This is a genomic window from Streptomyces xanthochromogenes (assembly GCF_014650455.1).
In the GTDB taxonomy this organism is placed as follows: domain Bacteria; phylum Actinomycetota; class Actinomycetes; order Streptomycetales; family Streptomycetaceae; genus Streptomyces; species Streptomyces xanthochromogenes.
The window spans coordinates 112,259-138,488 of the sequence record NZ_BMUZ01000010.1; the positions used below are offsets into that span (position 1 = coordinate 112,259).

Annotated in this window: 22 protein-coding genes; 9 read left to right on the forward strand and 13 right to left on the reverse strand. The window is 68.9% G+C overall.

The features are described from left to right. Positions 1 to 31: 31 nt before the first annotated feature. The 6 genes from gyrB to dnaA all read right to left on the reverse strand — a co-directional run bounded on the left by gyrB (position 32) and on the right by dnaA (position 9,090). On the reverse strand, positions 32 to 2,095 hold the full coding sequence (gene gyrB / locus IE267_RS25320; protein ID WP_167158469.1) for a DNA topoisomerase (ATP-hydrolyzing) subunit B: 2,064 nt from the start codon (positions 2,093 to 2,095) through the stop codon (positions 32 to 34). A 402-nt stretch (positions 2,096 to 2,497) separates the two neighbouring features. Then, the gene (locus IE267_RS25325; protein ID WP_161245754.1) at positions 2,498 to 3,040 is read right to left on the reverse strand and encodes a DciA family protein; all 543 of its coding nucleotides are present in this window, start codon (positions 3,038 to 3,040) and stop codon (positions 2,498 to 2,500) included. Next, positions 3,037 to 4,158, reverse strand: coding sequence for a DNA replication/repair protein RecF (gene recF, locus IE267_RS25330; RefSeq protein WP_161245753.1), 1,122 nt, complete (start codon positions 4,156 to 4,158; stop codon positions 3,037 to 3,039). The genes IE267_RS25325 and recF overlap by 4 nt, the downstream gene beginning before the upstream one ends. Positions 4,159 to 4,200: 42 nt before the next feature. Next, a complete protein-coding gene (gnd, locus tag IE267_RS25335; protein WP_100575615.1) occupies positions 4,201 to 5,076 on the reverse strand; it encodes a phosphogluconate dehydrogenase (NAD(+)-dependent, decarboxylating) in 876 nt (291 codons plus the stop codon). Between the two features lie 130 nt (positions 5,077 to 5,206). Continuing rightward, complete coding sequence (gene dnaN, locus IE267_RS25340; protein ID WP_161245752.1) at positions 5,207 to 6,337, reverse strand: DNA polymerase III subunit beta; 1,131 nt, start codon at positions 6,335 to 6,337, stop codon at positions 5,207 to 5,209. A 935-nt stretch (positions 6,338 to 7,272) separates the two neighbouring features. After that, entirely contained in the window at positions 7,273 to 9,090 is a 1,818-nt protein-coding gene (dnaA, locus tag IE267_RS25345) for a chromosomal replication initiator protein DnaA (RefSeq protein WP_189764822.1), read from the reverse strand. 381 nt (positions 9,091 to 9,471) lie between these two features. Between dnaA and rpmH the strand changes: the two genes are divergently transcribed. From rpmH to IE267_RS25390, 9 genes are all read left to right on the forward strand, one after another. Further along, on the forward strand, positions 9,472 to 9,609 hold the full coding sequence (gene rpmH / locus IE267_RS25350; RefSeq protein WP_006381191.1) for a 50S ribosomal protein L34: 138 nt from the start codon (positions 9,472 to 9,474) through the stop codon (positions 9,607 to 9,609). 18 nt (positions 9,610 to 9,627) lie between these two features. Beyond that, on the forward strand, positions 9,628 to 9,999 hold the full coding sequence (gene rnpA / locus IE267_RS25355) for a ribonuclease P protein component (RefSeq protein WP_161245750.1): 372 nt from the start codon (positions 9,628 to 9,630) through the stop codon (positions 9,997 to 9,999). After that, a complete protein-coding gene (yidD, locus tag IE267_RS25360; protein ID WP_078966182.1) occupies positions 9,996 to 10,331 on the forward strand; it encodes a membrane protein insertion efficiency factor YidD in 336 nt (111 codons plus the stop codon). Before rnpA ends, yidD begins: the two co-directional genes overlap by 4 nt. Positions 10,332 to 10,334: 3 nt before the next feature. After that, entirely contained in the window at positions 10,335 to 11,624 is a 1,290-nt protein-coding gene (gene yidC, locus IE267_RS25365) for a membrane protein insertase YidC (protein WP_167158464.1), read from the forward strand. Positions 11,625 to 11,638: 14 nt separating this feature from the next. Next, on the forward strand, positions 11,639 to 12,148 hold the full coding sequence (locus tag IE267_RS25370) for a Jag family protein (RefSeq protein WP_161245748.1): 510 nt from the start codon (positions 11,639 to 11,641) through the stop codon (positions 12,146 to 12,148). Between the two features lie 110 nt (positions 12,149 to 12,258). Beyond that, positions 12,259 to 12,984: a 16S rRNA (guanine(527)-N(7))-methyltransferase RsmG gene (gene rsmG / locus IE267_RS25375; RefSeq protein WP_161245747.1), complete on the forward strand. Its 726-nt coding sequence runs from the start codon at positions 12,259 to 12,261 to the stop codon at positions 12,982 to 12,984. Positions 12,985 to 13,276: 292 nt separating this feature from the next. Next, the gene (locus IE267_RS25380; protein ID WP_167158462.1) at positions 13,277 to 14,353 is read left to right on the forward strand and encodes a ParA family protein; all 1,077 of its coding nucleotides are present in this window, start codon (positions 13,277 to 13,279) and stop codon (positions 14,351 to 14,353) included. Continuing rightward, positions 14,350 to 15,447 carry a ParB/RepB/Spo0J family partition protein gene (locus IE267_RS25385; protein WP_167158460.1) on the forward strand — a complete coding sequence of 366 codons (1,098 nt, stop codon included), beginning with the start codon at positions 14,350 to 14,352 and terminating at the stop codon, positions 15,445 to 15,447. The genes IE267_RS25380 and IE267_RS25385 overlap by 4 nt, the downstream gene beginning before the upstream one ends. A gap of 310 nt (positions 15,448 to 15,757) precedes the next feature. Continuing rightward, positions 15,758 to 16,375, forward strand: coding sequence for a GNAT family N-acetyltransferase (locus tag IE267_RS25390; RefSeq protein WP_167158457.1), 618 nt, complete (start codon positions 15,758 to 15,760; stop codon positions 16,373 to 16,375). A gap of 126 nt (positions 16,376 to 16,501) precedes the next feature. On the opposite strand, the gene trxA is transcribed toward IE267_RS25390, so the two are convergent. The 7 genes from trxA to IE267_RS25425 form a co-directional block, all read right to left on the reverse strand. Further along, positions 16,502 to 16,837: a thioredoxin gene (gene trxA / locus IE267_RS25395; protein WP_167158456.1), complete on the reverse strand. Its 336-nt coding sequence runs from the start codon at positions 16,835 to 16,837 to the stop codon at positions 16,502 to 16,504. Positions 16,838 to 16,887: 50 nt separating this feature from the next. Continuing rightward, a complete protein-coding gene (gene trxB / locus IE267_RS25400; RefSeq protein WP_100575626.1) occupies positions 16,888 to 17,847 on the reverse strand; it encodes a thioredoxin-disulfide reductase in 960 nt (319 codons plus the stop codon). Between the two features lie 139 nt (positions 17,848 to 17,986). Beyond that, on the reverse strand, positions 17,987 to 18,973 hold the full coding sequence (locus tag IE267_RS25405) for an RsmA family anti-sigma factor (protein ID WP_189764823.1): 987 nt from the start codon (positions 18,971 to 18,973) through the stop codon (positions 17,987 to 17,989). After that, entirely contained in the window at positions 18,970 to 19,674 is a 705-nt protein-coding gene (gene sigM, locus IE267_RS25410) for an RNA polymerase sigma factor SigM (protein WP_189764824.1), read from the reverse strand. Before sigM ends, IE267_RS25405 begins: the two co-directional genes overlap by 4 nt. A gap of 25 nt (positions 19,675 to 19,699) precedes the next feature. Further along, on the reverse strand, positions 19,700 to 21,439 hold the full coding sequence (locus IE267_RS25415) for a protein kinase family protein (RefSeq protein WP_167158450.1): 1,740 nt from the start codon (positions 21,437 to 21,439) through the stop codon (positions 19,700 to 19,702). Between the two features lie 128 nt (positions 21,440 to 21,567). Then, positions 21,568 to 23,736, reverse strand: a complete 2,169-nt coding sequence (gene murJ / locus IE267_RS25420; protein WP_189764825.1) for a murein biosynthesis integral membrane protein MurJ — start codon at positions 23,734 to 23,736, stop codon at positions 21,568 to 21,570. A gap of 45 nt (positions 23,737 to 23,781) precedes the next feature. After that, entirely contained in the window at positions 23,782 to 26,106 is a 2,325-nt protein-coding gene (locus tag IE267_RS25425; RefSeq protein ID WP_189764944.1) for a DUF6049 family protein, read from the reverse strand. Positions 26,107 to 26,230: the final 124 nt, after the last annotated feature.

Consider the following 26,230-nt stretch of genomic DNA (forward strand, 5'->3'; position numbering starts at 1 on the left):
GTCCTTTCGAAGCGGTCAGCGACAGACCGAGTCAGATGTCGAGGAAGCGGACGTCCCGCGCGTTGCGCTGGATGAAGGAGCGCCGGGCTTCGACGTCCTCACCCATCAGCACCGAGAACAGGTCGTCGGCCTGGGCCGCGTCGTCCAGGGTGACCTGGCCGAGCACGCGGTGCTCGACGTCCATGGTCGTGATGCGCAGCTCCTCGGCGTTCATCTCGCCAAGACCCTTGAAGCGCTGGATCGAGTCCTCGCGGATCCGCTTGCCGTTCTGCTTGCCGAGCTCCACGAGCGCATCGCGCTCACGGTCCGAGTACGCGTACTCGAAGTCGTCCCGGCCCCACTTGATCTTGTACAGCGGGGGACGCGACAGGTACACGTGCCCGGCCTCGACCAGCGGCCGCATGAAGCGGAACAGGAAGGTCAGCAGCAGGGTGTTGATGTGCTGGCCGTCGACGTCGGCGTCCGCCATCAGGATGATCTTGTGATAGCGGAGCTTCTCGATGTCGAAGTCCTCGTGGACCCCGGTACCGAACGCCGAGATCAGGGCCTGGACCTCGGTGTTCTGCAGGATCTTGTCGATCCGCGCCTTCTCGACGTTCAGGATCTTGCCTCGGATGGGCAGGATCGCCTGGTACATCGGGTTGCGGCCGGACTTCGCCGAACCACCGGCGGAGTCACCCTCGACGATGAAGATCTCGCACTTGGTGGGGTCGTTGGACTGGCAGTCCGAGAGCTTGCCGGGCAGTGACGCCGACTCCAGCAGCCCCTTGCGACGCGTCAGGTCACGCGCCTTGCGGGCGGCGACGCGGGCCGTCTGCGCCTGGATCGACTTGCGGATGATGTCCGCGGCCTCGACGGGGTTGCGGTCGAACCAGTCGGTGAGGTGCTCGTGCACCACCTTCTGGACGAACGTCTTCGCCTCGGTGTTGCCCAGCTTGGTCTTGGTCTGGCCCTCGAACTGCGGCTCGCCCAGCTTGACGGAGATGATCGCCGTCAGACCCTCGCGGATATCCTCGCCCGAGAGGTTGTCGTCCTTCTCGCGCAGCAGCTTCTTGTCCCGGGCGTACCGGTTGACCAGGCCCGTGAGCGCGGCGCGGAATCCCTCCTCATGCGTACCCCCCTCATGCGTGTGGATGGTGTTCGCAAAGGAGTAAACGCCCTCGCTGTACTGAGAGTTCCACTGCATCGCGATCTCGGCCGAGAGGAGGCGCTCCTTGTCCTCGGCCTCGATGTCGATCACGGTCGGGTGGATCAGCTCGCCCTTGCGCGAGTTGAGGTACTTCACGAAGTCGACGATGCCGCCCTCGTAGTAGTACGTCACCGTGAGGGGCTGCTGCTCCTCGCCCTCCTCCGCGGAGTCCGCGCCCGAGACCGCCTTGGCCGACTCGCGCTCGTCGGTGAGCGTCAGGGTCAGGCCCTTGTTGAGGAAGGCCATCTCCTGGAAGCGCCGCGACAGCGTCTCGAAGGAGTACTCGGTCGTCTCGAAGATGTCGCCGTCGGCCCAGAAGGTGACCGACGTGCCCGTGTCCTCGACGGCCTCGTTGCGGGCCAGGGGAGCCGTCGGGACGCCGAGCTTGTAGTCCTGGGTCCAGCGGTAGCCCTCGGTCCTGACGTCGACCGCGACCTTCGAGGACAGTGCGTTCACGACGGACACACCGACACCGTGCAGACCGCCGGAGACGGCGTAACCGCCGCCGCCGAACTTGCCGCCCGCGTGCAGGACGGTGAGGACGACCTCGACGGCGGGCTTCCCCTCGGAGGGGATGATGCCCACGGGAATGCCACGGCCGTTGTCGATCACTCGTACGCCGCCGTCCGCGAGGATGGTGACGTCGATCGTGTCCGCGTGTCCGGCCAGAGCCTCGTCGACGGAGTTGTCGACCACCTCGTACACGAGGTGATGAAGACCACGCTCACCGGTCGAGCCGATGTACATGCCGGGTCGCTTGCGGACCGCGTCCAGACCTTCGAGGACGGTAATCGCGCTGGCGTCGTACGAGGCGGTGACCTCGCCGTTCTCGCCGACGGCAGTGGACGGGGTGTTCTCGTTGGGGTTGCCGGAATCGGCCACGAAGCGCCCTTTCTGGCACAGCACAAGCCTTCCCCTGTAAAGGCCAAGGGCGGCTGCGTCGTTCAGCGATGGTCGGCGCCGGGCGCTGCCTCGGGGGCAAGCGTCCGGCCGCGTCTTTCGGTGGGTCCCGCGAGGACGGCGGGATTATTGACCAGTCTACCGGTAGCGCCGACATGAATGGGGGTTTGCCGGTACCTGAGTCCGCATGTGCCGCCCTAGGCGGGCGCCTTCCGACTCCCCATATCCGGGGAGGGGCCCCAAGAGCCTCACACGGGCATTCAGCGCTTCGGCCTGTCAACCTCCGACTACGGTGAGGGACACCTCGTACCCCACACCCGTCACCGGAGCCCTCTGGAGCCTCGTTTTCGCACGTCACAAGGGGTACGTACGGGGGCCGCGCAGAGGCGTCCCGGCCGGGACGCCGGCTCAGCCGTAGGTGTCGCCGGGCCCGGTGCTCCCGGGGGCGCGCAGCTTGCCGTAGCGCTGCGGCGGGCCGCTCGGGCCATAGACCTTGATCAGCCGGACCGTGCCGTGGCCGAGGTCGGCGTTGATGCGCGCCACCAGCTGGGGCGCGAGCAGCCGCAGCTGGGTCGCCCAGGACGTCGAGTCGCAGCGCACGACGAGGACCTTGTCCTCCTTGTCGTACGGACCCGGCACGGTGTGGTTGGCGAGTTCCTCTCCGACGATCTCCGGCCAGCGGCCGAGCACCCCGGCCACCGCCGTCGGCGTCTCCCAGCCGCTCTCGCTGATCAGCCGGTTGATGGCGGCGCCGAGCGGCAGCGGATCGCGCCCGTCCGCACGCGCCCCGGAACGGAGCCCGCCGCCCCTGCGCGCCTGGTGCCGCTGCTGCGCCGCCTCGCCGCGCGCCCTGGCCTGCTCCCTGGCCGTGCGCAGCGCGACCCGCGCCAGGTCGATGCCGGACGCCTCCGGCACCTTCGGCTGCTCGGCCCCCGGTGACGCCTCGCTCATACCCGTGCCACCTCGCCCGCCGCGACCTCGTACCGGACGCCCGCGAGGATTCCCGGCACGTCGTCGTCCACCGCGGCCGTCACCAGCACCTGCTCGCCCGGGGCGACCAGCTCCGCGAGGCGGTCGCGCCGCTTGGCATCCAGCTCCGCGAAGACGTCGTCGAGTACCAGGACCGGCTCATTGCCCTCGGCACGCAGCAGGTCGTACGAGGCGAGGCGCAGCGCGAGCGCGTACGACCAGGACTCGCCGTGGCTCGCGTATCCCTTGGCGGGCAGCTCGCCGAGGCGGAGCAGCAGGTCGTCGCGGTGCGGCCCGGCCAGCGTCACCCCGCGTTCGATCTCCTGCTTGCGCACGTCCGCGAAGGCCGCGATGAGCTGCTCGTACAGCTCCTCGCGGGTGTGCCCGGTGCCGGGCGCGGACGGCTTGTACTCCAGGGCCAACGGGCCGCCGCCCGGGGCGAGTTGCTCGTACGCCTTGTCGGCGAGCGGCTGCAGTGCGGCGATCAGGTCGAGGCGCTGGGCGAGAAGCTCGGCGCCGGCCTGGGCCAGGTGCTGGTCCCATACGTCGAGCGTGGACAGGTCCATGCCACGGCCGCCGTGCCGGCGGGCCATCGCGGCGGACTTCAGGAGGGTGTTGCGCTGCTTGAGGACGCGCTCGTAGTCGGACCGTACGGCCGCCATCCGGGGCGAGCGCGCGGTGATCAGCTCGTCGAGGAAGCGGCGCCGCTCGCCCGGGTCGCCCTTGACCAGCGCGAGGTCCTCGGGCGCGAACAGGACGGTCCGCACGATCCCCAGTACATCGCGGGGTCTGACCTGCGAGGACCTGTTGATACGGGCTCGGTTGGCGCGGCCCGGGTTCAGCTCCAGCTCGATCAGCTGGGAGCGCTCGCCCTGGGTGACGGCCGCGCGGATCACGGCCCGCTCGGCACCCATGCGCACCAGCGGCGCGTCCGAGGAGACCCGGTGGCTGCCGAGCGAGGCGAGGTAGCCGACGGCCTCGACCAGATTGGTCTTGCCCTGGCCGTTGGCACCCACGAAAGCGGTGACGCCCGGGTCGAGCGGAACCTCGACCCGGGCGTACGAGCGGAAGTCGGCCAGCGAGAGATGGGTGACGTGCATGGTGTCGCCGACCTCCCCCGGCTTACCTACTGCTCTTTACGGCTACTTGGACTCGACCGCGTGGCCGCCGAACTGGTTGCGCAGCGCGGCGATCATCTTCATCTGCGGGGAGTCGTCCTGACGGGACGCGAAGCGGGCGAACAGCGACGCGGTGATCGCGGGCAGCGGGACGGCGTTGTCGATGGCCGCCTCCACCGTCCACCGGCCCTCGCCGGAGTCCTGCGCGAAGCCCTTGAGCTTGTCGAGGTGCTCGTCGTCGTCCAGGGCGTTGACCGCGAGGTCGAGCAGCCAGGAACGGATGACCGTGCCCTCCTGCCAGCTGCGGAACACCTCGCGGACGTCGGTGACGGAGTCCACCTTCTCCAGGAGCTCCCAGCCCTCGGCATAGGCCTGCATCATGGCGTACTCGATGCCGTTGTGGACCATCTTCGAGAAGTGGCCGGCGCCGACCTTGCCCGCGTGCACCGCGCCGAAGTCGCCCTCGGGCTTCAGCGCGTCGAAGACCGGCTGGACCTTGGCGATGTTCTCGGCGGTGCCGCCGTACATCAGCGCGTAGCCGTTCTCCAGGCCCCAGACGCCGCCGGAGACACCGCAGTCGACGAAGCCGATGTCCTTGATGCCCAGCTCGACGGCGTGCTTCTCGTCGTCCGTCCAGCGGGAGTTGCCGCCGTCCACGACGACGTCGCCGGGGGACAGGAGCTCGCCGAGCTCATCGATCGTGGACTGGGTCGCGGCACCGGCCGGGACCATCACCCACACCACGCGCGGGCCCTTGAGACTGTCCACAAGCTCCTTGAGGCTGTGGACATCAGCGACGTCCGGGTTGCGGTCGTAACCGATGACGGTGTGGCCTGCGCGGCGGATGCGCTCGCGCATGTTGCCGCCCATCTTGCCGAGGCCGACGAGACCGAGCTCCATCACATGATCCTTTGACGTTGTGGCGTTTCGTACCCGCGTCCGAGCCTACGCCGGGACCCTGGTACACACCTGCGGGGTCAGCCGCTCAGACGTACGCCCCGGGTGCCCGGGACGTACGTCCTCAAGCCACTCAGCCGGACAGGCGCACCGGCATGATCAGGTACTTGTACGCGTCGTCCGCCTCGGCGTCCAGGGCGGGCCTGCCGCTGAGCAGGGCCGGCTTGGTCGAGGTGGTGAAGGCCAGCTGGGCGACCGGCGAATCGATGGCGCTCAGGCCGTCGAGCAGGAAGGTCGGGTTGAAGGCGATCGAGATGTCGTCACCCTCCAGGTTGGCGTCGACCCTTTCCACAGCCTGTGCGTCGTCGCTGGAACCGGCCTCCAGGATGAGGACGCCCTGCTCGAAGCTGAGCCGCACCGGGGTGTTGCGCTCGGCCACCAGGGACACGCGCTTGACGGCCTCGACGAACGGCGCGGTCTCGATCACCGCGACCGAGTTGAACTCGGTGGGGAAAAGAGTCCGGTACTTCGGCAGGTCGCCCTCGAGAAGACGTGTGGTCGTGCGGCGGCCCGCGCCCTCGAAACCGATCAGACCCTCACCGGCACCGGAGCCCGACAGCGCCAGGGTGACCGTGTCGCCGCTCGTGAGCGCCTTGGCGGTGTCCAGGAGCGTCTTGGCGGGGACCAGGGCGACCGCGGAGGCGTCCGGGTTCTCCGGCTTCCACAGGAACTCGCGGACCGCGAAGCGGTAGCGGTCGGTGGAGGCGAGGGTGACCGTGTCGCCCTCGATCTCGATGCGCACACCGGTGAGCACGGGCAGGGTGTCGTCCCGGCCGGCCGCAATGGCCACCTGGGCGGCGGCCGAGGCGAAGACCTCACCGGGAACGGTGCCCGTGGCGGTCGGCATCTGCGGCAGCGCCGGGTACTCCTCCACAGGGAGCGTGTGGAGGGTGAAGCGGGAGGAGCCGCAGACCACGGTCGCCCGTACACCGTCTGTGGAAATCTCCACCGGCCGGTTGGGCAGGGCGCGGCAGATGTCGGCGAGCAGGCGGCCGGAGACGAGCACCGTGCCGTCCTCGTCGACCTCGGCGTCGACCGAGACCCTCGCCGAGACCTCGTAGTCGAAGCTGGAGAAGCTGAGCGCGCCGTCCTCCGCCTTCAGAAGAAGGCCCGCGAGTACGGGCGCGGGCGGACGGGCCGGGAGGCTGCGGGCCACCCAGGCCACCGCCTCCGCGAGTACATCGCGCTCCACCCGGATCTTCACCGGAACCGCCTCCTGCTGTTGCTGGCTCGCCCTGCTGGCTTTCGTCGTCGGCTGTATCGCCGGGGACCAGTCTGACGTACGCCGCTGACAGTCGGTGCGCGTCGGGGTCAAGTCGCGTCGAGCGGTGTCGGGAGCTCCGGCGGCCAGTTGTGCACAGGCCCCACTTCGAAACGGATTCCCAGCTAACTCTAAGTGGGAGTAGTAGTAGGGCCTGTGGAAACCGTGGATAACCCCGTTTTCGCAGGTCAAGCCCCGTTTTTTGTCCACTGCCCCTGTGGGTGGCACCGGTGGACAACTCGGGGTTTCTGTGGACGCCCGAAAGTTCTGCACATCCCGTGCACAGGACAGGGGTAGTTCTCCCCAGCCCTGTCCCCAGCTTTACCCCGGTTCCCCACAGCCCAACCCGTCTCCTTCGTGTGACGGCTTTCACTCGCCCCGGTGACCCCGGGCGTTTCGTTGCCGAACAGTGGACAGGGCTGTGGAGAAGCTGGGGACAACGGATCAAGACCTGTGGGCCGCCGGTGGAAAACTTCGCCCACAGGCTGTGGACAGAGGATTCGTCCACAAGCTGTGGAGCAGCGATGCCCACAAATCCACAGGCTGTTGACCTGGGGTGATGGAGTATCAGCCGTGGCGCCTGTGGAAGCAATCTGGACAACTTCGCGGTCCCCAGGGTGTGGATGGAAGAAAGTAGCCGGATCTGTGGAGAACGGCCTCTGACCAGCCGGTATTCGAACATCGGAGCCTCCGCCGGGGTCGTACACACGCTTCCTTCGCCGTCGTACGCGCGGATTTCGGCGCTCCGCGGAGCCCGCTTCGGGCCGCCGAGGCGCCCTCAGGAGGTTCCCCACAAGCCCGGATCGGGGCCACACATGCCGAAGGGCGCCCGGAGAATCGATCCCTGGGCGCCCTTCGGGGTGTCCGTGCCGGTGTGGTCAGCCGTTCTTGATGCGGTTGGTGAGCTCGGTGACCTGGTTGTAGATGGAGCGGCGCTCCGCCATCAGCGCGCGGATCTTGCGGTCGGCGTGCATCACCGTCGTGTGGTCGCGGCCACCGAACTGGGCCCCGATCTTGGGCAGCGAGAGATCGGTGAGTTCGCGGCACAGATACATCGCGATCTGGCGGGCCGTCACCAGGACGCGGCTGCGCGAGGATCCGCAGAGGTCCTCCACCGTCAGACCGAAGTAGTCGGCGGTCGCCGCCATGATGGCGCTCGCGGTGATCTCCGGGGCCGCGTCCTCGCCGCCGGGAATCAGGTCCTTGAGGACGATCTCGGTGAGCCCCAGGTCGACCGGCTGCCGGTTCAGCGAGGCGAACGCCGTCACCCGGATCAGCGCGCCCTCCAGCTCACGGATGTTCCGCGAGATGCGGGACGCGATGAACTCCAGTACCTCCGGCGGGGCGTTGAGCTGCTCCTGCACCGCCTTCTTGCGGAGGATCGCGATGCGCGTCTCCAGTTCGGGCGGCTGCACATCGGTGGTCAGACCCCACTCGAAGCGGTTGCGCAGCCGGTCCTCCAGGGTCATCAGCTGCTTGGGCGGCCGGTCCGAGGACAACACGATCTGCTTGTTGGCGTTGTGCAGGGTGTTGAAGGTGTGGAAGAACTCCTCCTGCGTCGACTCCTTGCTCGCCAGGAACTGGATGTCGTCCACCAGGAGGATGTCGACATCGCGGTACCGCTTGCGAAAGGTGTCGCCCTTGCCGTCGCGGATCGAGTTGATGAACTCGTTGGTGAACTCCTCGGAGCTCACGTACCGCACGCGCGTGCCGGGGTACAGGCTGCGCGCGTAGTGCCCGATCGCGTGCAGCAGGTGCGTCTTGCCGAGGCCCGACTCCCCATAGATGAACAGGGGGTTGTACGCCTTGGCCGGCGCCTCGGCGACCGCGACGGCCGCGGCGTGCGCGAACCGGTTCGACGAGCCGATGACGAACGTGTCGAAGAGGTACTTCGGGTTCAGCCGTGCGTGCGGCTCGCCCGGACCGCCCTGCGCGGGTGCCTGACCGGACGGCGACGGCGCGAGATGGCCGGACCCGCCGCGCTGCGGGGGCTGCCCGTCCGGCAGCTCACGCCGCTCGGGGCGCTGCTCGTGCCGCTGCTGCTCGTAGGGCTGCGGCTTGGGCTGCTCGTAGGAGCCCCGGCCCTGGTCGTACGGGCTGTGGTCCTGGTCGTACTGACCGCGCTCGGGCGGCGGGGGCGAGCGGTAGTCGTGCTGGGGCTGCTGCGGACGGGCGCCGCCGTAGGGCTCGCGCCACTGCTCGCCCGAGGAGTCGCGGTCCTGGAAGCCGCCGAGCCGAGGCTGCTGCCAGAGGTCCTCCTGGGCCCGCGGCCAGGCCCCGGGCTCGGGGCGCTGCTGGTACTCGCCGGGGTAGGCGGGGCGGGCCGTCGGCAGTCCGTCGTCGGAGGGCCGGCCGTAGGGGTCGTCCTGGTAGCGCGGCTGCTGGGAGGGCTGCTGCTGCGGGGCGGGTGGGGAGGGCTCGCCCACCGAGTCGTCGACGGTGATCGCGATGCGGATGGTGCGGCCGCACTCGCGGCTCAGCGTCTCGCTGATCAGCGGGGCCAGCCGGCCCTCCAGGACGCGCTTGCCCCATTCGTTGGGGACGGCGAGCAACGCCGTGTCGGCCACCAGTGCGAGCGGCTGGCAGCGCTCGATCCACTGCTTGTCCTTGGGCTCGATGCCCTGCTGCCCCTCTCCGAGGAGATGCTCCAGCACTCGTGGCCACACTGCGGCAAGATCGGCAGGTACGTCAGCCACAGGGCACGCTCTCTCGCAGGTCCCACGAATGTGTGGTTCTCGGGACGGGATGGGATGGCATAGACAGACAGGCAAGGACACAACGGGAAAAGATTCGGAGTTCAGCCACGGTAGTCGGGCCCACTGACGTGGTTCAAGTTGTTGTCCACAGCCTGTGCATACCGGGGCCCGGAGCGACGCCGGTTTGACCGGATGGCGTAGCCGCGCGTACCGTAACCAGGTCGAGTTGTCGATGGCTGCTGCCGCCTGCCTCCGATGGGCAAAGATCACGATCTGTGATCGTGAAGCGGTGCACACGGGCGTATACGCGAGCTACTCGTGGGCGCACGGTGACAGCCAGGCGATGTCCCGCCGCCAACGAATCATTTCTGGAGCCCCCGAGTGAGCAAGCGCACCTTCCAGCCGAACAACCGTCGCCGCGCCAAGACCCACGGCTTCCGCCTGCGGATGCGTACCCGCGCCGGCCGCGCGATTCTCGCGAACCGCCGTGGCAAGGGTCGCGCGAGCCTGTCCGCGTAAACAGCAAAAGGTCATGACGTGCTGCCTACCGAGAATCGGCTGAGGCGGCGCGAGGACTTCGCGACCGCGGTACGCCGAGGACGCCGGGCCGGCCGCCCGCTCCTCGTCGTCCATCTACGCAGCGGTACAACGGACCCGCATGCGCCTGGGGAGAGCGCTCCCCCGACGCGTGCGGGTTTCGTTGTCAGCAAGGCTGTCGGCGTGGCTGTCGTCCGCAATCTGGTGAAGCGCAGGCTTCGCCACCTCATGCGCGAACGGCTGCCTCAGTTGCCCGCCGGTAGCCTGGTGGTCGTACGGGCATTGCCCGGTGCGGGCGATGCAGACCATGCACAGCTGGCCCGAGACCTGGATGCCGCCTTCGCGCGGCTACTGGGAGGGGGCGCGCGATGAAGTACCCGCTGCTGGCCCTGATCAAGCTGTACCAGTGGACGATCAGCCCACTTCTGGGGCCCGTCTGCCGGTACTACCCGTCGTGTTCCCACTATGGATATACGGCGATCGACCGGCACGGTGCCGTCAAAGGCACCGCCCTGACCGCCTGGCGCATTCTGCGGTGCAATCCGTGGTCGCCCGGTGGCGTGGACTACGTGCCGGAGCGCAAGCGACCTCGTTGGCACGAGGCGCTGCGCGCTGCCTGGCGAGGTGACAAGGGCGGGCAGTCCGCCGCTGAGACCGAGACAAGCCCGGCCGCAGAGACCCCGCCCAATGCTCAAGGAGCCTGATTAGTGGACACGATTGCCAGTCTGTTCAGCTTTATCACCTGGCCCGTTTCCTGGGTCATCGTCCAGTTCCACAAGTTGTACGGCGCGATCTTCGGGCCGGACACGGGTTGGGCCTGGGGCCTGTCGATCGTGTCCCTCGTGGTGCTGATCCGTATCTGCCTGATCCCGCTCTTCGTGAAGCAGATCAAGTCGACCCGGAACATGCAGGCGCTCCAGCCGAAGATGAAGGCGATCCAGGAGCGCTACAAGAGCGACAAGCAGCGTCAGTCCGAAGAGATGATGAAGCTGTACAAGGAGACGGGCACCAACCCGCTCTCCTCGTGCCTTCCGATCCTCGCGCAGTCACCGTTCTTCTTTGCGCTGTACCACGTGCTCGCCGGCATCGCCAACGGCAAGACCATCGGCGTCATCAACCAGCCGCTGCTCGAGAGCGCCCAGAAGGCCCACATCGTCGGTGCCCCGCTGGCCGCGAAGTTCATGGACAGCGCCTCCAAGGTCGAGGGCCTCGGCGCCTCCCTCACCGACGTGCGGGTCGTCACCGCGATCATGATCGTGATGATGTCGGCCTCGCAGTTCTTCACCCAGCGCCAGCTGATGACGAAGAACGTGGACCTGACGGTCAAGACGCCGTTCATGCAGCAGCAGAAGATGCTGATGTACGTCTTCCCGGTCATGTTCGCCGTGATGGGCATCAACTTCCCCGTCGGTGTCCTCGTCTACTGGCTGACCACCAACGTGTGGACCATGGGCCAGCAGATGTACGTCATCAACCAGAACCCGACGCCGGGCTCCAAGGCCCAGGAGCACTACCTGGAGCGCCTGGTCAAGAGCGTCACCCAGCACGGTGAGGTGCGCGGCAAGCGGCGGCGCGCGGTCGTCCAGGCGATCGTGGCCAAGGGCCCGGACCGCAACGACAACGAGCGCAAGTTCGTCACCGGCCTCTCCAAGCAGGGCTTCGCGGCCCAGGCCGACGGCTCCGTGGTGAAGAGCGACACGGCACTTCTGGAGGCCGAGGGCGCGGCTCCCAAGCGTCAGCAGCCCAAGCGGCAGACCAAGGCGCAGCGCCAGGCCGGTGCGGCCCAGCAGGACGAGGCGGTCGCGAAGACCTCGCTGACCAAGGACTCCGCCGAGACCTCGGACGCGGCGTCTTCGGAGGAGCAGGCCGCGCCGCAGGACGCCAAGCCCAAGCAGGACACCAAGCCGAAGCAGGGCAAGCCCACCGCGGGCCAGGCACGAGCCAAGTCGGGTCAGCGCAAGGGTCAGCAGCGGCCCAAGCACCCGACCAAGAAGTAAGAAGGAGTCCATCCGTGACGGAAGGCACCACCTCCCCGGCCGCTGAGGGCGTCGACACCCTCTCCCGCCTGGAGCAGGAAGGGGAGATCGCCGCCGATTACCTCGAGGGCCTGCTCGACATCGCCGACCTCGACGGCGACATCGACATGGACGTCGAGGCGGACCGGGCCGCGGTCTCGATCATCAGCGACAGCGGGCGCGATCTGCAGAAGCTCGTCGGCCGCGACGGCGAGGTGCTTGAGGCGCTTCAGGAGCTCACGCGCCTGGCAGTGCACCGGGAGACCGGCGACCGCAGCCGGTTGATGCTGGACATCGGCGGCTACCGGGCCAAGAAGCGCACGGAGCTGGCCGAGCTGGGCGCCAAGACGGCGGACGAGGTCAAGAGCACCGGTGCGCCGGTGAAGCTGGACCCCATGACGCCGTTCGAGCGCAAGGTCGTGCACGACGCCGTCGCGGCCGCGGGACTGCGCAGTGAGTCGGAGGGCGAGGAGCCGCAGCGCTTCGTCGTCGTACTGCCCGCCTGAGCGGTCATTGCTTTGTCGGCCCCGTCTGTTCGCAGGCGGGGCCGATCTTTGTCAGCCTGATAGTCAGCCGCCGGAGTGCGGTCACGCATAGGTAGGGAAGGACGGTCCCCGTGACGGAGGCAGAGGCAGCAGCGGAGCTTCCCCCGGCGCCCGAGGAGGCGCGGGAGGTTTTCGGGGAGTTCTTCCCCGAGGCCGTGCGGTATGCGGAGCTGCTCGCGGATGCGGGGGTCAAGCGAGGTCTGATCGGCCCACGCGAGGTACCGCGCCTGTGGGAGCGGCATCTGCTCAACTGCGCGGTGCTCTCCGAGGTGGTGCCCGAGGGCGTCACGGTGTGCGACGTCGGCTCCGGGGCCGGGCTGCCCGGTATCCCGCTGGCGCTGGTGCGCCCGGATCTGAAGATCACGCTCCTCGAGCCGCTGCTGCGGCGGACCAACTTCCTCCAGGAGGTCGTGGAGCTGCTGGGGCTCGACCACGTCACCGTGGTGCGGGGCCGCGCCGAGGAGATGCTGGGCAAGGTCACTCCGGTCCACGTGGTGACCGCCCGCGCGGTGGCGCCGCTCGACCGGCTGGCCGGCTGGGGCGTTCCGCTGTTGCGTCCTTACGGCGAGATGCTGGCGCTCAAGGGCGACACGGCCGAGGAGGAGATCGTCGGCGCCCGCGCCGCGCTGAGCAAGCTCGGCGTGGTGGAGACGACGGTGCTGCATGTGGGCGAGGGCGTGGTGGACCCGCTTTCCACGGTCGTACGGGTCGAGGTCGGCGAGAGCCCGGGCGGTGTGCGGTTCGCCGCGAAGCGCGCCAAGGCCGCCCGGACGAGCCGTACGCGACGCCGACGCTGAACTTGGGCCGCGATATCGGGCGCTACATGGGCAAATGCTCCATAGAAGGCCGTATACGTACGCATTTCGGAGTGTCGTAACGGTCTCTCGGTAGCGCGGATGCATCGTGTTTCACGTGAAACGTCGCTCACTGCTGCATGGAATCATCAGCCGCGGCCGTGCGGCTTCCTCGCCGCGCGACCGCAAGCCGTTCGCGGGGGGCCTTGAGTCCCCCACGAGGGCTACGGAGTTGTCCACAGAGGTGGATTCATCCACAGAAGACCGGGCCTCGCTGGTTCACGACCCCGAAGACATGGGAGGCTCTGCTCATTGCGAGCCTGAAGTCGAGGAGAGTGAATCCTTGCGGTCCGACGCCAACATCGCGGGACCGATGACCGACCCGGTCCCCGGTCCCCGAACCGAATCGGCGGGGGAGGATGTTTCACGTGAAACACCGCCCCCGATGGACGACACCCCCATCGGTCGTGCTGCCCAGCTGGCGGTGGAAGCCTTCGGCCGGGCCGGTGAGGGTCTGCCCCGGCCGGAGCAGACCAGAATCATGGTCGTTGCCAACCAGAAGGGCGGCGTAGGGAAGACCACCACCACGGTCAACCTCGCCGCATCCCTGGCCCTGCACGGCGCCCGGGTGCTGGTCGTCGACCTCGATCCGCAGGGCAATGCCTCGACGGCACTGGGTATCGACCACCACGCCGAAGTCCCGTCGATCTATGACGTACTGGTGGAGAGCAGGCCGCTCTCCGAAGTCGTCCAGCCCGTCCCGGACGTGGAGGGCCTCTTCTGCGCCCCGGCCACGATCGATCTCGCCGGTGCGGAGATCGAACTCGTGTCCCTGGTGGCCCGGGAGAGCCGGCTGCAGCGCGCCATCCAGGCGTACGAGCAGCCGCTGGACTACATCCTGATCGACTGCCCGCCCTCGCTGGGCCTCCTGACAGTCAATGCGCTGGTGGCCGGGGCCGAGGTCCTGATCCCGATCCAGTGCGAGTACTACGCGCTGGAGGGCCTGGGCCAGCTCCTGAGGAACGTCGATCTCGTACGCGGCCACCTCAACCCCACGCTGCACGTCTCGACGATCCTGCTCACCATGTACGACGGCAGGACCCGGCTCGCCTCTCAGGTGGCCGACGAGGTGCGCAGTCACTTCGGCAAGGAGGTGCTGCGCACGAGCATTCCGCGCTCGGTGCGCATCTCCGAGGCGCCGAGCTACGGACAGACGGTTCTCACCTACGATCCGGGTTCCAGTGGCTCACTGTCGTATCTCGAAGCTGCCCGAGAGATCGCCCTGCGCGGTGTCGGAATGCAGTACGACCCCACGCACGCGCATGTGGTCAGCCAGAACAACCAGCACAGCATGTCGGAGGGGATCCAGTGAGTGAGCGACGCAGAGGACTGGGGCGTGGGCTCGGTGCGCTGATCCCATCAGCCGCGCAGGAAAAGCCGGGCTCTTCGGTGGGGACGGCTTCCACGTCCCCCTCGTCGGTGCCGGTACTGACCGCGGAGCGAGGGGTGGCGGCCGCGAAGGTGACGACGCTGCCCGCGGCCTCTGTTTCACGTGAAACGACTCCCGAGCCGGAGCCGGAGGCCACACCCGAGCCGATCGGCCCGGCAGGCGCGTTCTTCGCCGAACTGCCGATCGACTCGATCACGCCCAACCCGCGCCAGCCGCGTGAGGTGTTCGACGAGGACGCCCTGTCGGAGCTCGTCACCTCCATCAAGGAAGTCGGGCTGCTCCAGCCCGTCGTCGTCCGCCAGACCGGCCCCGAGCGCTACGAGCTCATCATGGGCGAGCGGCGCTGGAGGTCCTGCCGCGAGGCGGGGCTGGAGCGGATCCCCGCGATCGTCCGCGAGACGGACGACGAGAAGCTCCTGCTCGACGCCCTCCTGGAGAACCTGCACCGGGCCCAGCTGAACCCGCTGGAAGAGGCCGCCGCCTACGACCAGTTGCTCAGGGACTTCAAGTGCACCCATGACCAGCTGGCCGACCGCATCGGCCGCTCCCGGCCGCAGGTCTCCAACACGCTGCGTCTGCTGCGCCTTTCGGCCCCCGTGCAGCGCCGGGTCGCCGCCGGCGTCATCTCGGCGGGCCATGCGCGAGCCCTGCTGTCGGTGGACGACACCGGGGAGCAGGACCGGCTCGCCCACCGCATCGTGGCCGAGGGGCTGTCGGTGCGGGCGGTCGAGGAGATCGTCAGCCTGATGTCCTCGGAGCCTCAGGTTGCTCCCAAGGCCAAGGGGCCGCGGGCGGGGACGCGTGTCGCCCCCGCGCTCTCCGATCTGGCACACCGTCTCTCGGATCGTTTCGAGACGCGGGTGAAGGTCGACCTGGGCCAGAAGAAGGGCAAGATCGTCGTCGAGTTCGCCTCGATGGAGGATCTGGAGCGGATTCTCGGCACCCTCGCCCCGGGCGAGGGACGGGTCCTGGAAAAGGGCCTTGCCGAGGAGACGTCGGCGGACGGCGACAGCTGAGCTCCCTGCAATGCCGCTTGACGGGCGGGTCGTGCTCCGGTGCATACCGGAACACGGCCCGCCCTTTGCATGCGGACGGTATCCCCCGTCATGAGGGGCTGGATACGATGCGTTCTGGTATGGCACATCCACCTTGATCCATCCTCTGAGGGAGGGCGAGGGCCATGCGAACGGTGAGCCGCACTCATCTGGTGACGGCGGGACTCGGTCTCGGGGCGGTCGGCGGGTTCGTCGGCAGTCTGCTGCGGGAGCGGAGCGCGCTGTCGGCCGCGCAGAGTGCGGCAGGCGAGGGAAGTGAGGAACAGCCTCCATGGGGCGTCGGCTCGTACCGCTCACGCTGGACAACCTTCCGGACCTCCCCAAGCGCTGCCGCGGCTGCGTCTTCTGGGAACTCGACCCGGTCAGCGGAGAAGCCGCGGTAAAGGCCGGCAGACCCGAACTGGAGAAGGAGGCCTGGATCTCGGGCGTGCTGCTGGAATGGGGCTCCTGCGGACGGGTCGTCTATGTCGATGACATTCCGGTCGGCTATGTGCTCTACGCGCCCCCGGCCTATGTGCCCCGCTCCACCGCCTTTCCCACCAGCCCGGTGGCCGCCGACGCCATCCAGCTGATCACCGCCTGGATCATGCCGGGCTATCAGGGCCAGGGGCTGGGGAGAGTGCTGGTGCAGACCGTCGCCAAGGACCTGCTGCGGCGCAACTTCAAGGCGATCGAGGCGTTCGGGGACGCTCGCTGGGCCGAGCCCGCCTGTGTGCTGCCGGCGGATCATCTGCTGGCTGTGGGCTTCAAGACCGTACGGCCGCATCCACGGTATCCGCGGATGCGGTTGGAGCTGCGGACGACGCTGTCCTGGAAGGAAGACGTCGAGCTGGCGCTGGACCGGCTGCTCGGGGCGGTCCAGAAGGAACCTGCTCTCAGGCCGTTGTAGTCGGGCCGCTGAAGAAGGTGCTTCCATGCGAAACGGGCCCGCCCCCCTCGCGAGGGGGGCGGGCCCGTTTCACGTGAAACAGCGACCGCGTCGCGACTCTCTTCGCGCTAACGAACGCGTCGCGACTTACTTCGCGCTGATGAAGCCGTCGAGGTCACGCACCAGCGCGGCCTTCGGCTTGGCACCGACGATCGTCTTCACGACCTCGCCGCCCTGGTAGACGTTGAGCGTCGGGATCGACATGACGCCGTACTTTGCGGCCGTCGCCGGGTTCTGGTCGATGTTGAGCTTGACGATCTCGATCTCGTCGCCATGCTCGGCGGCGATGGCCTCGAGCGACGGGGCGATCTGGCGGCACGGGCCGCACCACTCGGCCCAGAAGTCCACGAGAACGGGCTTGTCACTCTTGAGGACGACCTCGTCGAAGTCGGTGTCGGTTACGTGCTTCAGGGTGCCGGCCACGGCAGTCTCCTAAGGGGTGTTGGGGGAGGAGGGGAGCTGGAAGGGGCGGTTCAGACGCCGGCGGCGGCCTTCTCGCTGTCGGCGAGGGCGGCGAGGAAGCGCTCCGCGTCCAGAGCGGCCGAGCAGCCGGTGCCGGCCGCGGTGATGGCCTGCCGGTAGGTGTGGTCGACCACGTCACCGGCGCCGAAGACGCCCGTCAGGTTGGTGCGGGTCGACGGAGCGTCGACCTTCAGGTAGCCCTCGTCGTCCAGGTCGAGCTGGCCCTTGAAGAGCTCGGTGCGCGGGTCGTGGCCCACGGCGATGAACAGGCCCGTCACGGGGAGTTCGGACGTCTCACCGGTCTTGGTGTTCCGCAGCGTCAGACCTGAGAGCTTCTGGTCGCCGTGGATCTCCGCGACCTCGCTCTCCCATGCGAACTTGATCTTCTCGTCGGAGAAGGCGCGCTCCTGCATCGCCTTGGAGGCGCGCAGGCTGTCGCGGCGGTGGACGATCGTGACCGACTTGGCGAACCGCGAGAGGAAGGTCGCCTCCTCCATCGCGGTGTCGCCGCCGCCGACCACGGCGATGTCCTGGTCCTTGAAGAAGAAGCCGTCGCACGTGGCGCACCACGAGACGCCGCGGCCCGAGAGCTTGTCCTCGTTGGGCAGGCCCAGCTTGCGGTGCTGCGAGCCGGTGGTCACGATGACGGCCTTGGCACGGTGGACGGTGCCGGCGGTGTCCGTGACGGTCTTGATCTCACCGGTCAGGTCGACGGCGACGATGTCGTCCGGGACCAGCTCGGCACCGAAGCGCTCTGCCTGGCCACGCATGTTGTCCATGAGCTCCGGGCCCATGATGCCGTCCTGGAAGCCCGGGAAGTTCTCCACCTCGGTGGTGTTCATCAGCGCACCGCCCGCGGTGACGGCGCCCTCGAACACCAGCGGCTTCAGCGACGCACGTGCGGTGTACAGCGCGGCCGTGTATCCGGCCGGCCCCGAGCCAATGATGATCACGTTACGGACGTCGCTCACGGGTTTCTTCCTCGTCTCTACGGACTGCCTACTGCCTGTCGGGGCCCCGGTCCAGGACTCTCACCCCACCCAACGGATCCTACGGGGGATGCATTCCCGAGCCGGACGGGCAGCACGGAGCCAGGTCCTCCGAGACCTCTCAGTGCCGAGGATAGGAGTGCGTCAGCAACAGCTTGCCCGGTGCCGATGAGCCGGTGTTCTCGCAGGCCGCGTCGACGAGGTACGCCTCCACGTTCGCGGGATTCGCCAGGTCGGGCAGCACGACGAGATACACCTTCGTTCCCTCGTACGTGCCCTGCTCGGCCGCGAGAGGCGCCTGGGAGGGGCGTCCCGTGCCCGCCTGGACACAGGGCGGGACACTGGCGGCGGAGCGCAGGCTGTCCGAAGGGTTGTCGCTGTCGGGGGCGTTCTTCGTCGAGGGCGCGATCTGTGCCGAGGGAGCCTTCCCGGAACTCTGGCCGCCGTGCTGGGCCAGCAGCGACTGGACCCGGCCTTCGATCGTGCCCGTGGAGAACACGGTGCCGCCGGGCGAGGACGCCGGGGAGGAGGCTCGCTGGGCCTGCGGGGACGACGAAGAGGTGTGGCTGTTCTGCACGAAGAAGATCCCGGCACCGACGGCGGCGACGCCGATCACCGCGCTGAGCACGGCCGTCCGGCGGCGGCGTGCCCTGGTGGCGCGTCCTGGGCCCGTGGCCGCGCGACTGTGCCCGGCGGGGCGCCCGGCCGGAGACGGAGTCGGACCGGCGGAGCCCGTAGCAGCCTCGGCCGCAGGTTGGCTCACGGGGGCGTCCTCGCTCGCCGACGCGTTCGGCGCGGGGGCTGTTTCACGTGAAACATGCGCGGTTTCCCGCTCGCCGGTGTCGGGGACGGTGGAGTTGAGAAGCGCCTCTGCGGCGAGGGCCGCGTCGATGCGTCCCGCCACATCGGCGGGCATCCGCTGCGGCCCGGGCAGTGTGCCGAGCAGATCGCGGATCTCATCGAGTGAGGCCCGTACGTCGGTGCAGAGCGCGCAGCCTTCCAGATGCCGACGGACGTCCGCGGAGCGGGACGGCGGCAGAAGCCCTTCGGTGAGCTCGGAGATCTCCGAGACGTCCGGGTGTTGTGTCGTTCCGGTCGTGGTTGTCACGCGCGCCCACCTCCGCCCTTCACGGCAGCCGAACCGCTCGGTCCTGCGTCGTTCGTTTCCGACGCCGGTGGGACGGATGTCCCCGGCGTCCGGTTCCTTCCCCCACTGGACTCACCGCTACCCCCCGTATCGGCGCGCAGATGAGTGAGGAGCGGCAACAGCCGTGCTCGCCCCCGTGCGCAGCGGCTTTTCACCGTGCCGGTGGGGACATCGAGCACCTCGGCGGCCTCGGCCACGGGGTAGCCCTGCATGTCGACGAGCACGAGCGCGGCGCGCTGGTCCGGCGGGAGGGTGCCCAGGGCCTCGATGAGCTGGCGGTGCAGATCCTGTCGCTCGGCCGGAGCCTCGGCCGACTCGTGCGGCTCGATGAGCTGGTCCAAGCGCTCGGTGTCGTCGACCGGGGACGTCTTGCGGGACGCCGCCTTGCGGGCCCGGTCGAGGCAGGCGTTCACCGTGATGCGGTGCAGCCAGGTCGTGACGGCCGACTGGCCGCGGAAGGTGTGGGCGGCCCGGTAGGCGGAGACGAGCGCGTCCTGGACGGCGTCAGCGGCCTCCTCGCGGTCCCCCAGCGTGCGCAGCGCCACCGCCCACAATCGGTCGCGGTGACGCCGCACGATCTCACCGAAGGCGTCGGGGTCTCCTGCGACATGGCGGGCCAGGAGATCCTGGTCACTTATGTCGCCCAGTGTGGCCTCGTCCAACGGTGAGCCTCCCCCTGCCGTTCGGTCAGCCGGCGAACTTCACATCGGTGATGGCCTGCTTGTGCCCCGCCCGACTGTATTCGTCCTTGGGCGAATCAGGCATCGCTGTGATCCAGAGCAGTACGTAGCGCGACTTGACCGGGGTGCTCGCCTTGAGAGCAGCCTTTGTGTCACTTGTCTGGACGGTGGCGATCCGCTTCATCGAGCCGACCGGTGCGGACGGCGAGAGCGAGTCCGCCGCATACAGCGTGATCGTGGTGTGATCGCCGCCGTAGCGCATCAGTATCGACGCGGTGGAGACGTCTTTGGCGGAGCCGAGGTCGTAGACGATGCCCACACCGGCCTTCACCGAAGGCGCCAGGTCCGGGCCGTCGTCGTAGCTCTTGGTGCGCCAGTAGGTCGAGGTGTTGCCGTCGTAGGTCTTGCCGACGTCGGCGGTGTCCTGCGGCAACCCGTCCGGCGCGTACTCCTGGGCGCCCTGGATCGCGAGGGGCAGCGGTGCCTTCGGCTTGTCGCCGTCGTCGCCGTTCTGGTCCGTGGTCCGGGTGTTGCCCGTCTCGTTGGAGCTGCCCTTGTCGTGCTGCAGCAGGGCGTCGGCGAGCTGCCAGCTGCCGAGGCCCAGCGCGGCGATCAGGAGGGCCGAGACGGCCCACTTGAGTGCCTTGCCGGTGCGCCCCTGGAGCGGCGGAGGCGGCGGCGTCACGGCCTGGGCGACCGAGGGGCCCGGACCGGTGGCCGGACGGCCGTACGTCCCCTGCTGGTAGGTGGTGCGCTGGTATTCGGGCGGCGCGGTGAACGCCGGCTCCGGCGGGCGGATGCGCGGCATCTCCCCGATGGCCTTGACCAGCTCGTCCGGGGTGGTGCACGGGGGTTCCTGGCGGGACGCGGTGGCCCCGTCGTTGACCAGCGCCCGCATGGCGAGCTCCGACAGTCCCCGGTGGACGCCCGCCCGCACCTGGTCGGGGGCGATCAGGCCGACGCCCTTGGGCAGCCCGTGCAGCCCGTAGGCGTCGCTCTCGTACGGCCAGCGCTGGGTGAGCACGGCGTACAGGAGCGCGCCGATGGCTTCGGTGTCACTGCGCTGCGGGGTGTCGGAGCTGATGCCGCGCAGGGCGGCGGCTACGGCGAGCCCGCGGATGCGGTACTGCCCCGTAGAGGTCCGCAGGACCGCGCTCGGGGTGAGCCGGAGGTGCGCGAGGCCCTCGCGATGGGCGGCCGCCATGGCCTGCGAGACCTGCGTGACCATCTGGTAGGCGTCGTGCGCCTCCAGCGGCCCGAGCGCCAGCAGGGCGGTCAGCTCGGTCGCGTCCGGCAGCCACTCGTGGACGACGTAGACGAGGTCGTTCTCCTCGACGGCGTCGAGGACCTGTACGAAGCGGGGGTCACCCAGCAGTGCGGAGGAACGGGCGGCGGCCAGTACGGAGCGGGCCCGCGGGTGGTCGGCGGGCAGCAGATGGACGCCGACGGCCCGGCGGAGCTTTTCGTCGACGGCACGCCAGCTGCTGAAACCGTCCAGACGGGTGACGCACTCCTCGAGACGGTAGCGTCTGGCCAGTTTGTGGCCGCTGTGCAGCTCGGGCGTCGCGATGGACGGCTCGGTGGCCTTGCGCTCGCCGCCGCCGCCGTTCGCGCCCTGCTCCGCCGCGTCTGCCGTGTCGATGGACTCCGTCACCCCGTCGGTCGTCGCCTTGTCCGCCTTGGCGGTCAGCGGGTTGTCGCCGCTGTTGTCGGCCACGTCGACGGCAGCCGTGCTACGTTCCGCCACCGTCGCTCCTGCCTCCCCATCCGTTGCGTGCTGTAGGCCAGCCATGCAAAGTCATGCCAATTGTGCCCACAGTCCGGCACTATGCACGACACGCGGTGGCCGTCGATGGTTGTGCGCGGGCTGCGGCGTCAGCGGCCGAGCCGCCCCCGGACCATGCCGAGCATCGCGTTGAGCTCTTCGATGCGCATCCGCTTGGCCGCGACGAAGAAGACTCCGAGCAGTACGGCGCCGCCGACGACCAGCGCCACGACCGATCCTCCCGCACCCTCGCCCAGGAACTTCAGCAGACCGAAGCCCACCGCGCCACCGACCACCGCGGCCGGGACCGCGGCGAGGCAGAGGCGGGCGTACGTACGCAGGACGTGTGCGCCGTCCAGGTCGCCGCCCAGCCGGTTGCGCAGCCGCCGCCAGGCCACCCCGACGCCCACGGCGTACGCCAGGCCGTACGCGGCGGCCATGCCGACGACCGCCCATCGGGCGGGCAGCACTACGTAGCAGGCGGCCGAGGCCGCCGCGTTGACGGCCGCCACGATCACCGTGTTGTAGAACGGCGTGCGGGTGTCCTCGTACGCGTAGAAACCGCGCAGCACGACGTACTGCACCGAGTACGGGATCAGGCCGAGGGCGAACGCCATGAGGATGAAGCCCATGGACTGGGCGGCCTGGATGCCGCTGGAGGCGTACAGCAGGGTGCACATCGGGACGCCCAGCGCGAGGAACGCGAAGGCGACCGGCACGATGGCGACCGCCGAGTTGCGCAGGCCCTGCGAGATGTCGTCGCGGACCGCGCCCGGGTCGTTGTCGTGAGCGGCACGCGAGATGCGCGGCAGCAGCGCCGCCATGACCGAGACGGTGATGATGGCCTGCGGCATGCCCCAGATCAGCTGGGCGTTGGAGTAGGCGAGGAAACCGGCGCCGGAGCGTCCCGACTCCTTGCCCGCCGCGGTGGCGAGCCGCGTGACCACGATGACGCCGGCCTGGTTGGCGAGCACGAACATCACGGTCCACTTGGCGAGCTTGACCGTCTTGCCGAGCCCGTGGCCCTTCCAGTCGAAGCGCGGCCGGAACCGGAAGCCGGTCTCCCGCAGATAGGGAAGCATCGCCAGGGCCTGCACGACCAGGCCGAGCAGGGTGCCGATGCCGAGCAGCCTGACACCGTCATGAGGGATCGTCTGGACGCCCATGTGGGACTCGGCGGACGTGCCGTAGACCCAGATGAACAGGCCGAACGTGCAGATCATCACGATGTTGTTGAGGACCGGGGTCCACATCATCGCGCCGAATTTGCCGCGTGCGTTGAGGATCTGGCCCATCACCACGTGCACACCCATGAAGAAGATCGTGGGCAGGCAGTACCGGGCGAAGGTGACGGCCACGCTGTTGGCCGCCGCGTCGTTGCCGATGGTGGGCGACATCAGCTGGATCAGCAGCGGGGCTCCGATGACGGCGAGCGCCACGATGGTGCCGAGAGCCACCATGACGAGCGTGAGGAGACGGTTGGCGTAGGCCTCGCCGCCGTCCTCGTCGTCCTTCATGGAGCGCACCAGCTGCGGCACGAACACCGAGTTCAGGCCGCCGCCGACGGTCAGGATGTAGATCATCGTCGGCAGGGTGAGCGCGATGGTGAAGGTGTCACCGAGCAGGGCGGCACCCAGCGCCGCGGTGATCACCAGGCTGCGCACGAAGCCTGTGAGCCGGGACACCAGGGTGCCCGCGGCCATCACCGCGCTGGACTTCATCAGGCTGGAGGCACGGCCGGCCGGTTTGCGGGGCGGCGCGGGCACGGGTTCCGGCACGGCGGGGGCCGGGGGCTGGCCCGCCTCCTGCTGGTCCCGGTAGAGGTGTGCGAAGGCGTCCTGCTCGGGCAGTTCCTCGCCCGCCTGGGTGACCAGGTCGTCGACGCCCACGAACTGGGTGGTCCGCGCGTCGTCGCCGTAGGGCAGATGACGCGAAGGGCCCTCGGGCTCGGGCGGCGGTGTCTGTGCCCAGATCCGCGGATCGGGCGCGTACTGCTGCGCGGCGGGCTGCTGGTAGAGCGGCTGCTGGTCCGCGTAGGTGCCCGGGGGCGGCGGCGGGTGTGCCGCGCGGTCGTAGAGCGCCTCGGTCACCGGGTCCTGGGCGGACAGGTCCTGCGACCGGTACGGGTCGTAGGCGTAGGCGTCCTGGACATACGGGTCCGGCGCGGACTGCGGCGGCGGGATCTGCCCCGCCTGGGCGGGTGCCGGGGGCGTGCCCCCGGAGGGCGCGGCGCCGCTGCCGCCACCCTGCCCACGGTCACCGTCGTACGGCGCGTTCATGGTTACCCCACCTCATCGTCCCCGGCCGACCGGCCACGACATAGCTCAATGGTCCACTTTCTCACCCGGGCCGGGCGTGGCCCCGCTTTCCGGACCGGTGTCCGGTGTCGGGTCACTCGGCTGCCCGGGATCGGCGTCCGCCGAACCGTTCGACTGCCCCGGATCGTCGTCGCCCTCGGACTCCTCACGAGCCATGGAACGCTTGCGATGGGTGTACATCCTGATGCCGGCGAGCACCAGGAGCAGGACGCCGCCCGCGATGACCAGCATCACCGTCGGAGTGATCTCGGAGACCTGGACGGTGAACTCCATCGGCTCACCGTACGGCGTGCCGTCCTGCGTATAGAGCCGTGCCGTCACCGGGACGGGGCCGTTGGCGTTGGCGATCGCGGTGAACTTCACGGACTGGCTGCGGTCGCCGTCCACCTTCACGGGCTGTTCGCCGACCGCGTCGCCGTCGTCACCCAGTTGCAGGCGGGTGGGGCTCTTCGGCTGGATCCTCAGCACCAGGTGGTCGACGCCCTGCACCAGCTTGTTCTGCACGGTCACGGCGATCGTCGCACTGCGCCCCGACATGGTGGCGGTCGACTTCTGGATGAGATGGACCTGATCGGCCAGGCCGTCCAGATAGAGCTGGACGCCGGAACGGTAGTTCTGCGCGCCGCCCGAGTCGCCGCGCCAGGAGGTCGACATCTCCCGGTTGATCGCGTTGCCGAAGGGAGTGACCACCCGGTCGGGCGCGGTCAGGATCACCTTGAACCGCTCCAGGGTGCCCTGGGTGTCCTTCATGTCTTGGAAGGCGTCGAGCGGCAGTTCCTGCTGACGCAGTGCGTCGGGGTACGCGTTCGTACCGGGCACGCGTGTCGTGGCGAGCGGATCGGGCTTGGCAGCGGCCGCCGCGCCGAGGTCGACAAGGGGCTGGGTCCAGCGCTGCGGATCAAGAGCATGCAGCGCGGTGGCCATCGTCTGGGCCTGGCTGACCGTCGGCATGCGCTGCGGGGCGACGACGATGCTGCGCTGCTTGTCGGTGTCCTGCAGGGTGGTCGCAAGGGTCTGCGCCAGGAATTCCTGAACGGCCAGGGCCGAGTTGTTCGCCATGGACATATCGCCCTGGAAGGCGGTGGAGAGCCGGGCGTCCGCGACGATGGCGTTGGCGCCACCGCCGATCGGCCTGGCCGCCGTTGGTGTGTAGGCCAGGGCGCCGTCGCGCAGGCTGTCGCTGCGCGCGATCACGTTGTGCGCGCCGGCCGAGGTGGCCACGTCCACGATCGACGGGTCGACGGCACCGTCCACGGGCCAGGCGTAGTCGACCGACGGGGTCACGTGCAGGATCGTGTCGATGGTCTTCTGAGCGACCTCGGTGGCGGTCTGCAGATGGCCGAGGGAGCCGGGGACGTCCCTGCCGTGGTGGGCGAGCGAGGCCAGATCGGGGTCGGCGAACGGCAGTGCGACCACCTTCTCGCCCTGGACCGCGGCCTCCAACTGGCTCAGCCAGGCCTTAGCGACGTCTTGGCTGGTGCCGTTGACCAGGGTGTCGCCGACCTTGATCTTGTAATTGCGGGTCATCGCGTCGACCGTGGCCAGCAGATCCGGATCGATCACCCAGGTCACGGGCAGTTGCTTGCCGAGCGAGACCATCTGCTCCAGCCTGCCGCCGGGCCCGATGTCCCGCGCCAGGGAATCGTCGGCGAACACCGGCGTCTGCTGGGCGTCCGAGCCGGTCTGGGCGGTGAGGTGGGACGAGGAGATCAGCGGCCACAGGAACGTGAGCTGGCTCTTCTTGCTTTCGACTGCGTCCGGCTGCCAAGGGAGGAGCGTGTGCTGGATGCCGAGCATCTGGTCGTAGTGCTGGTTCGCGCTCTGACCCGACAGGGACACGCCGAGCTGGTACACCCCGTCGTCGCCCAGGCCCAGCTTGGACACGGGTACGGAGAGCGTGAAGTCCTGGCTGACGCCTGCGTCCAGTTTGGCGAACTTGGCCGTCGGGCCGTCACTGAGTTCGGCGCCGTCACTCGCCGACGGGGAAGCGCTGTGACGGGCCGCTTCGTCGATCGCCGAGCGCCCGGACAGCTTCTGTCCTACCCGCAGTCCCACATGGGCGCTGGTGACGGCCTGCTTGCCGTTGTTGGTCACCGTGCCGGAGATCGTCAGCGTGTCGCTCTTGACCGGGGCCTGGGGGGCCACCGAGTCGAGCGACACCTGGACGCTCTGACCGCTCACCGCCTCCGTGGCCGCGTGCGCCGCCGGGGCGGCCGTGGCGGACAGCAGGCCGGCGAACAAGGGGGCGCCGACGAGCAGTGCCGCCGTACGCCGGAGCCACCGGCGGGCAGGAGAGGGAGTCATCCCCTGGGAATCTGCCGCCTCGGCCACGCGCTCGCCCGTCCCTCGCTGTCGGTTGCTGCGTCCACGCATGGTAACGATGCGGACTGTGGCGAAGTGCCGCGGACTGCTCCACATGATCGGAAGAGTGCCGTACCGCCGGCCGGTGACGCAT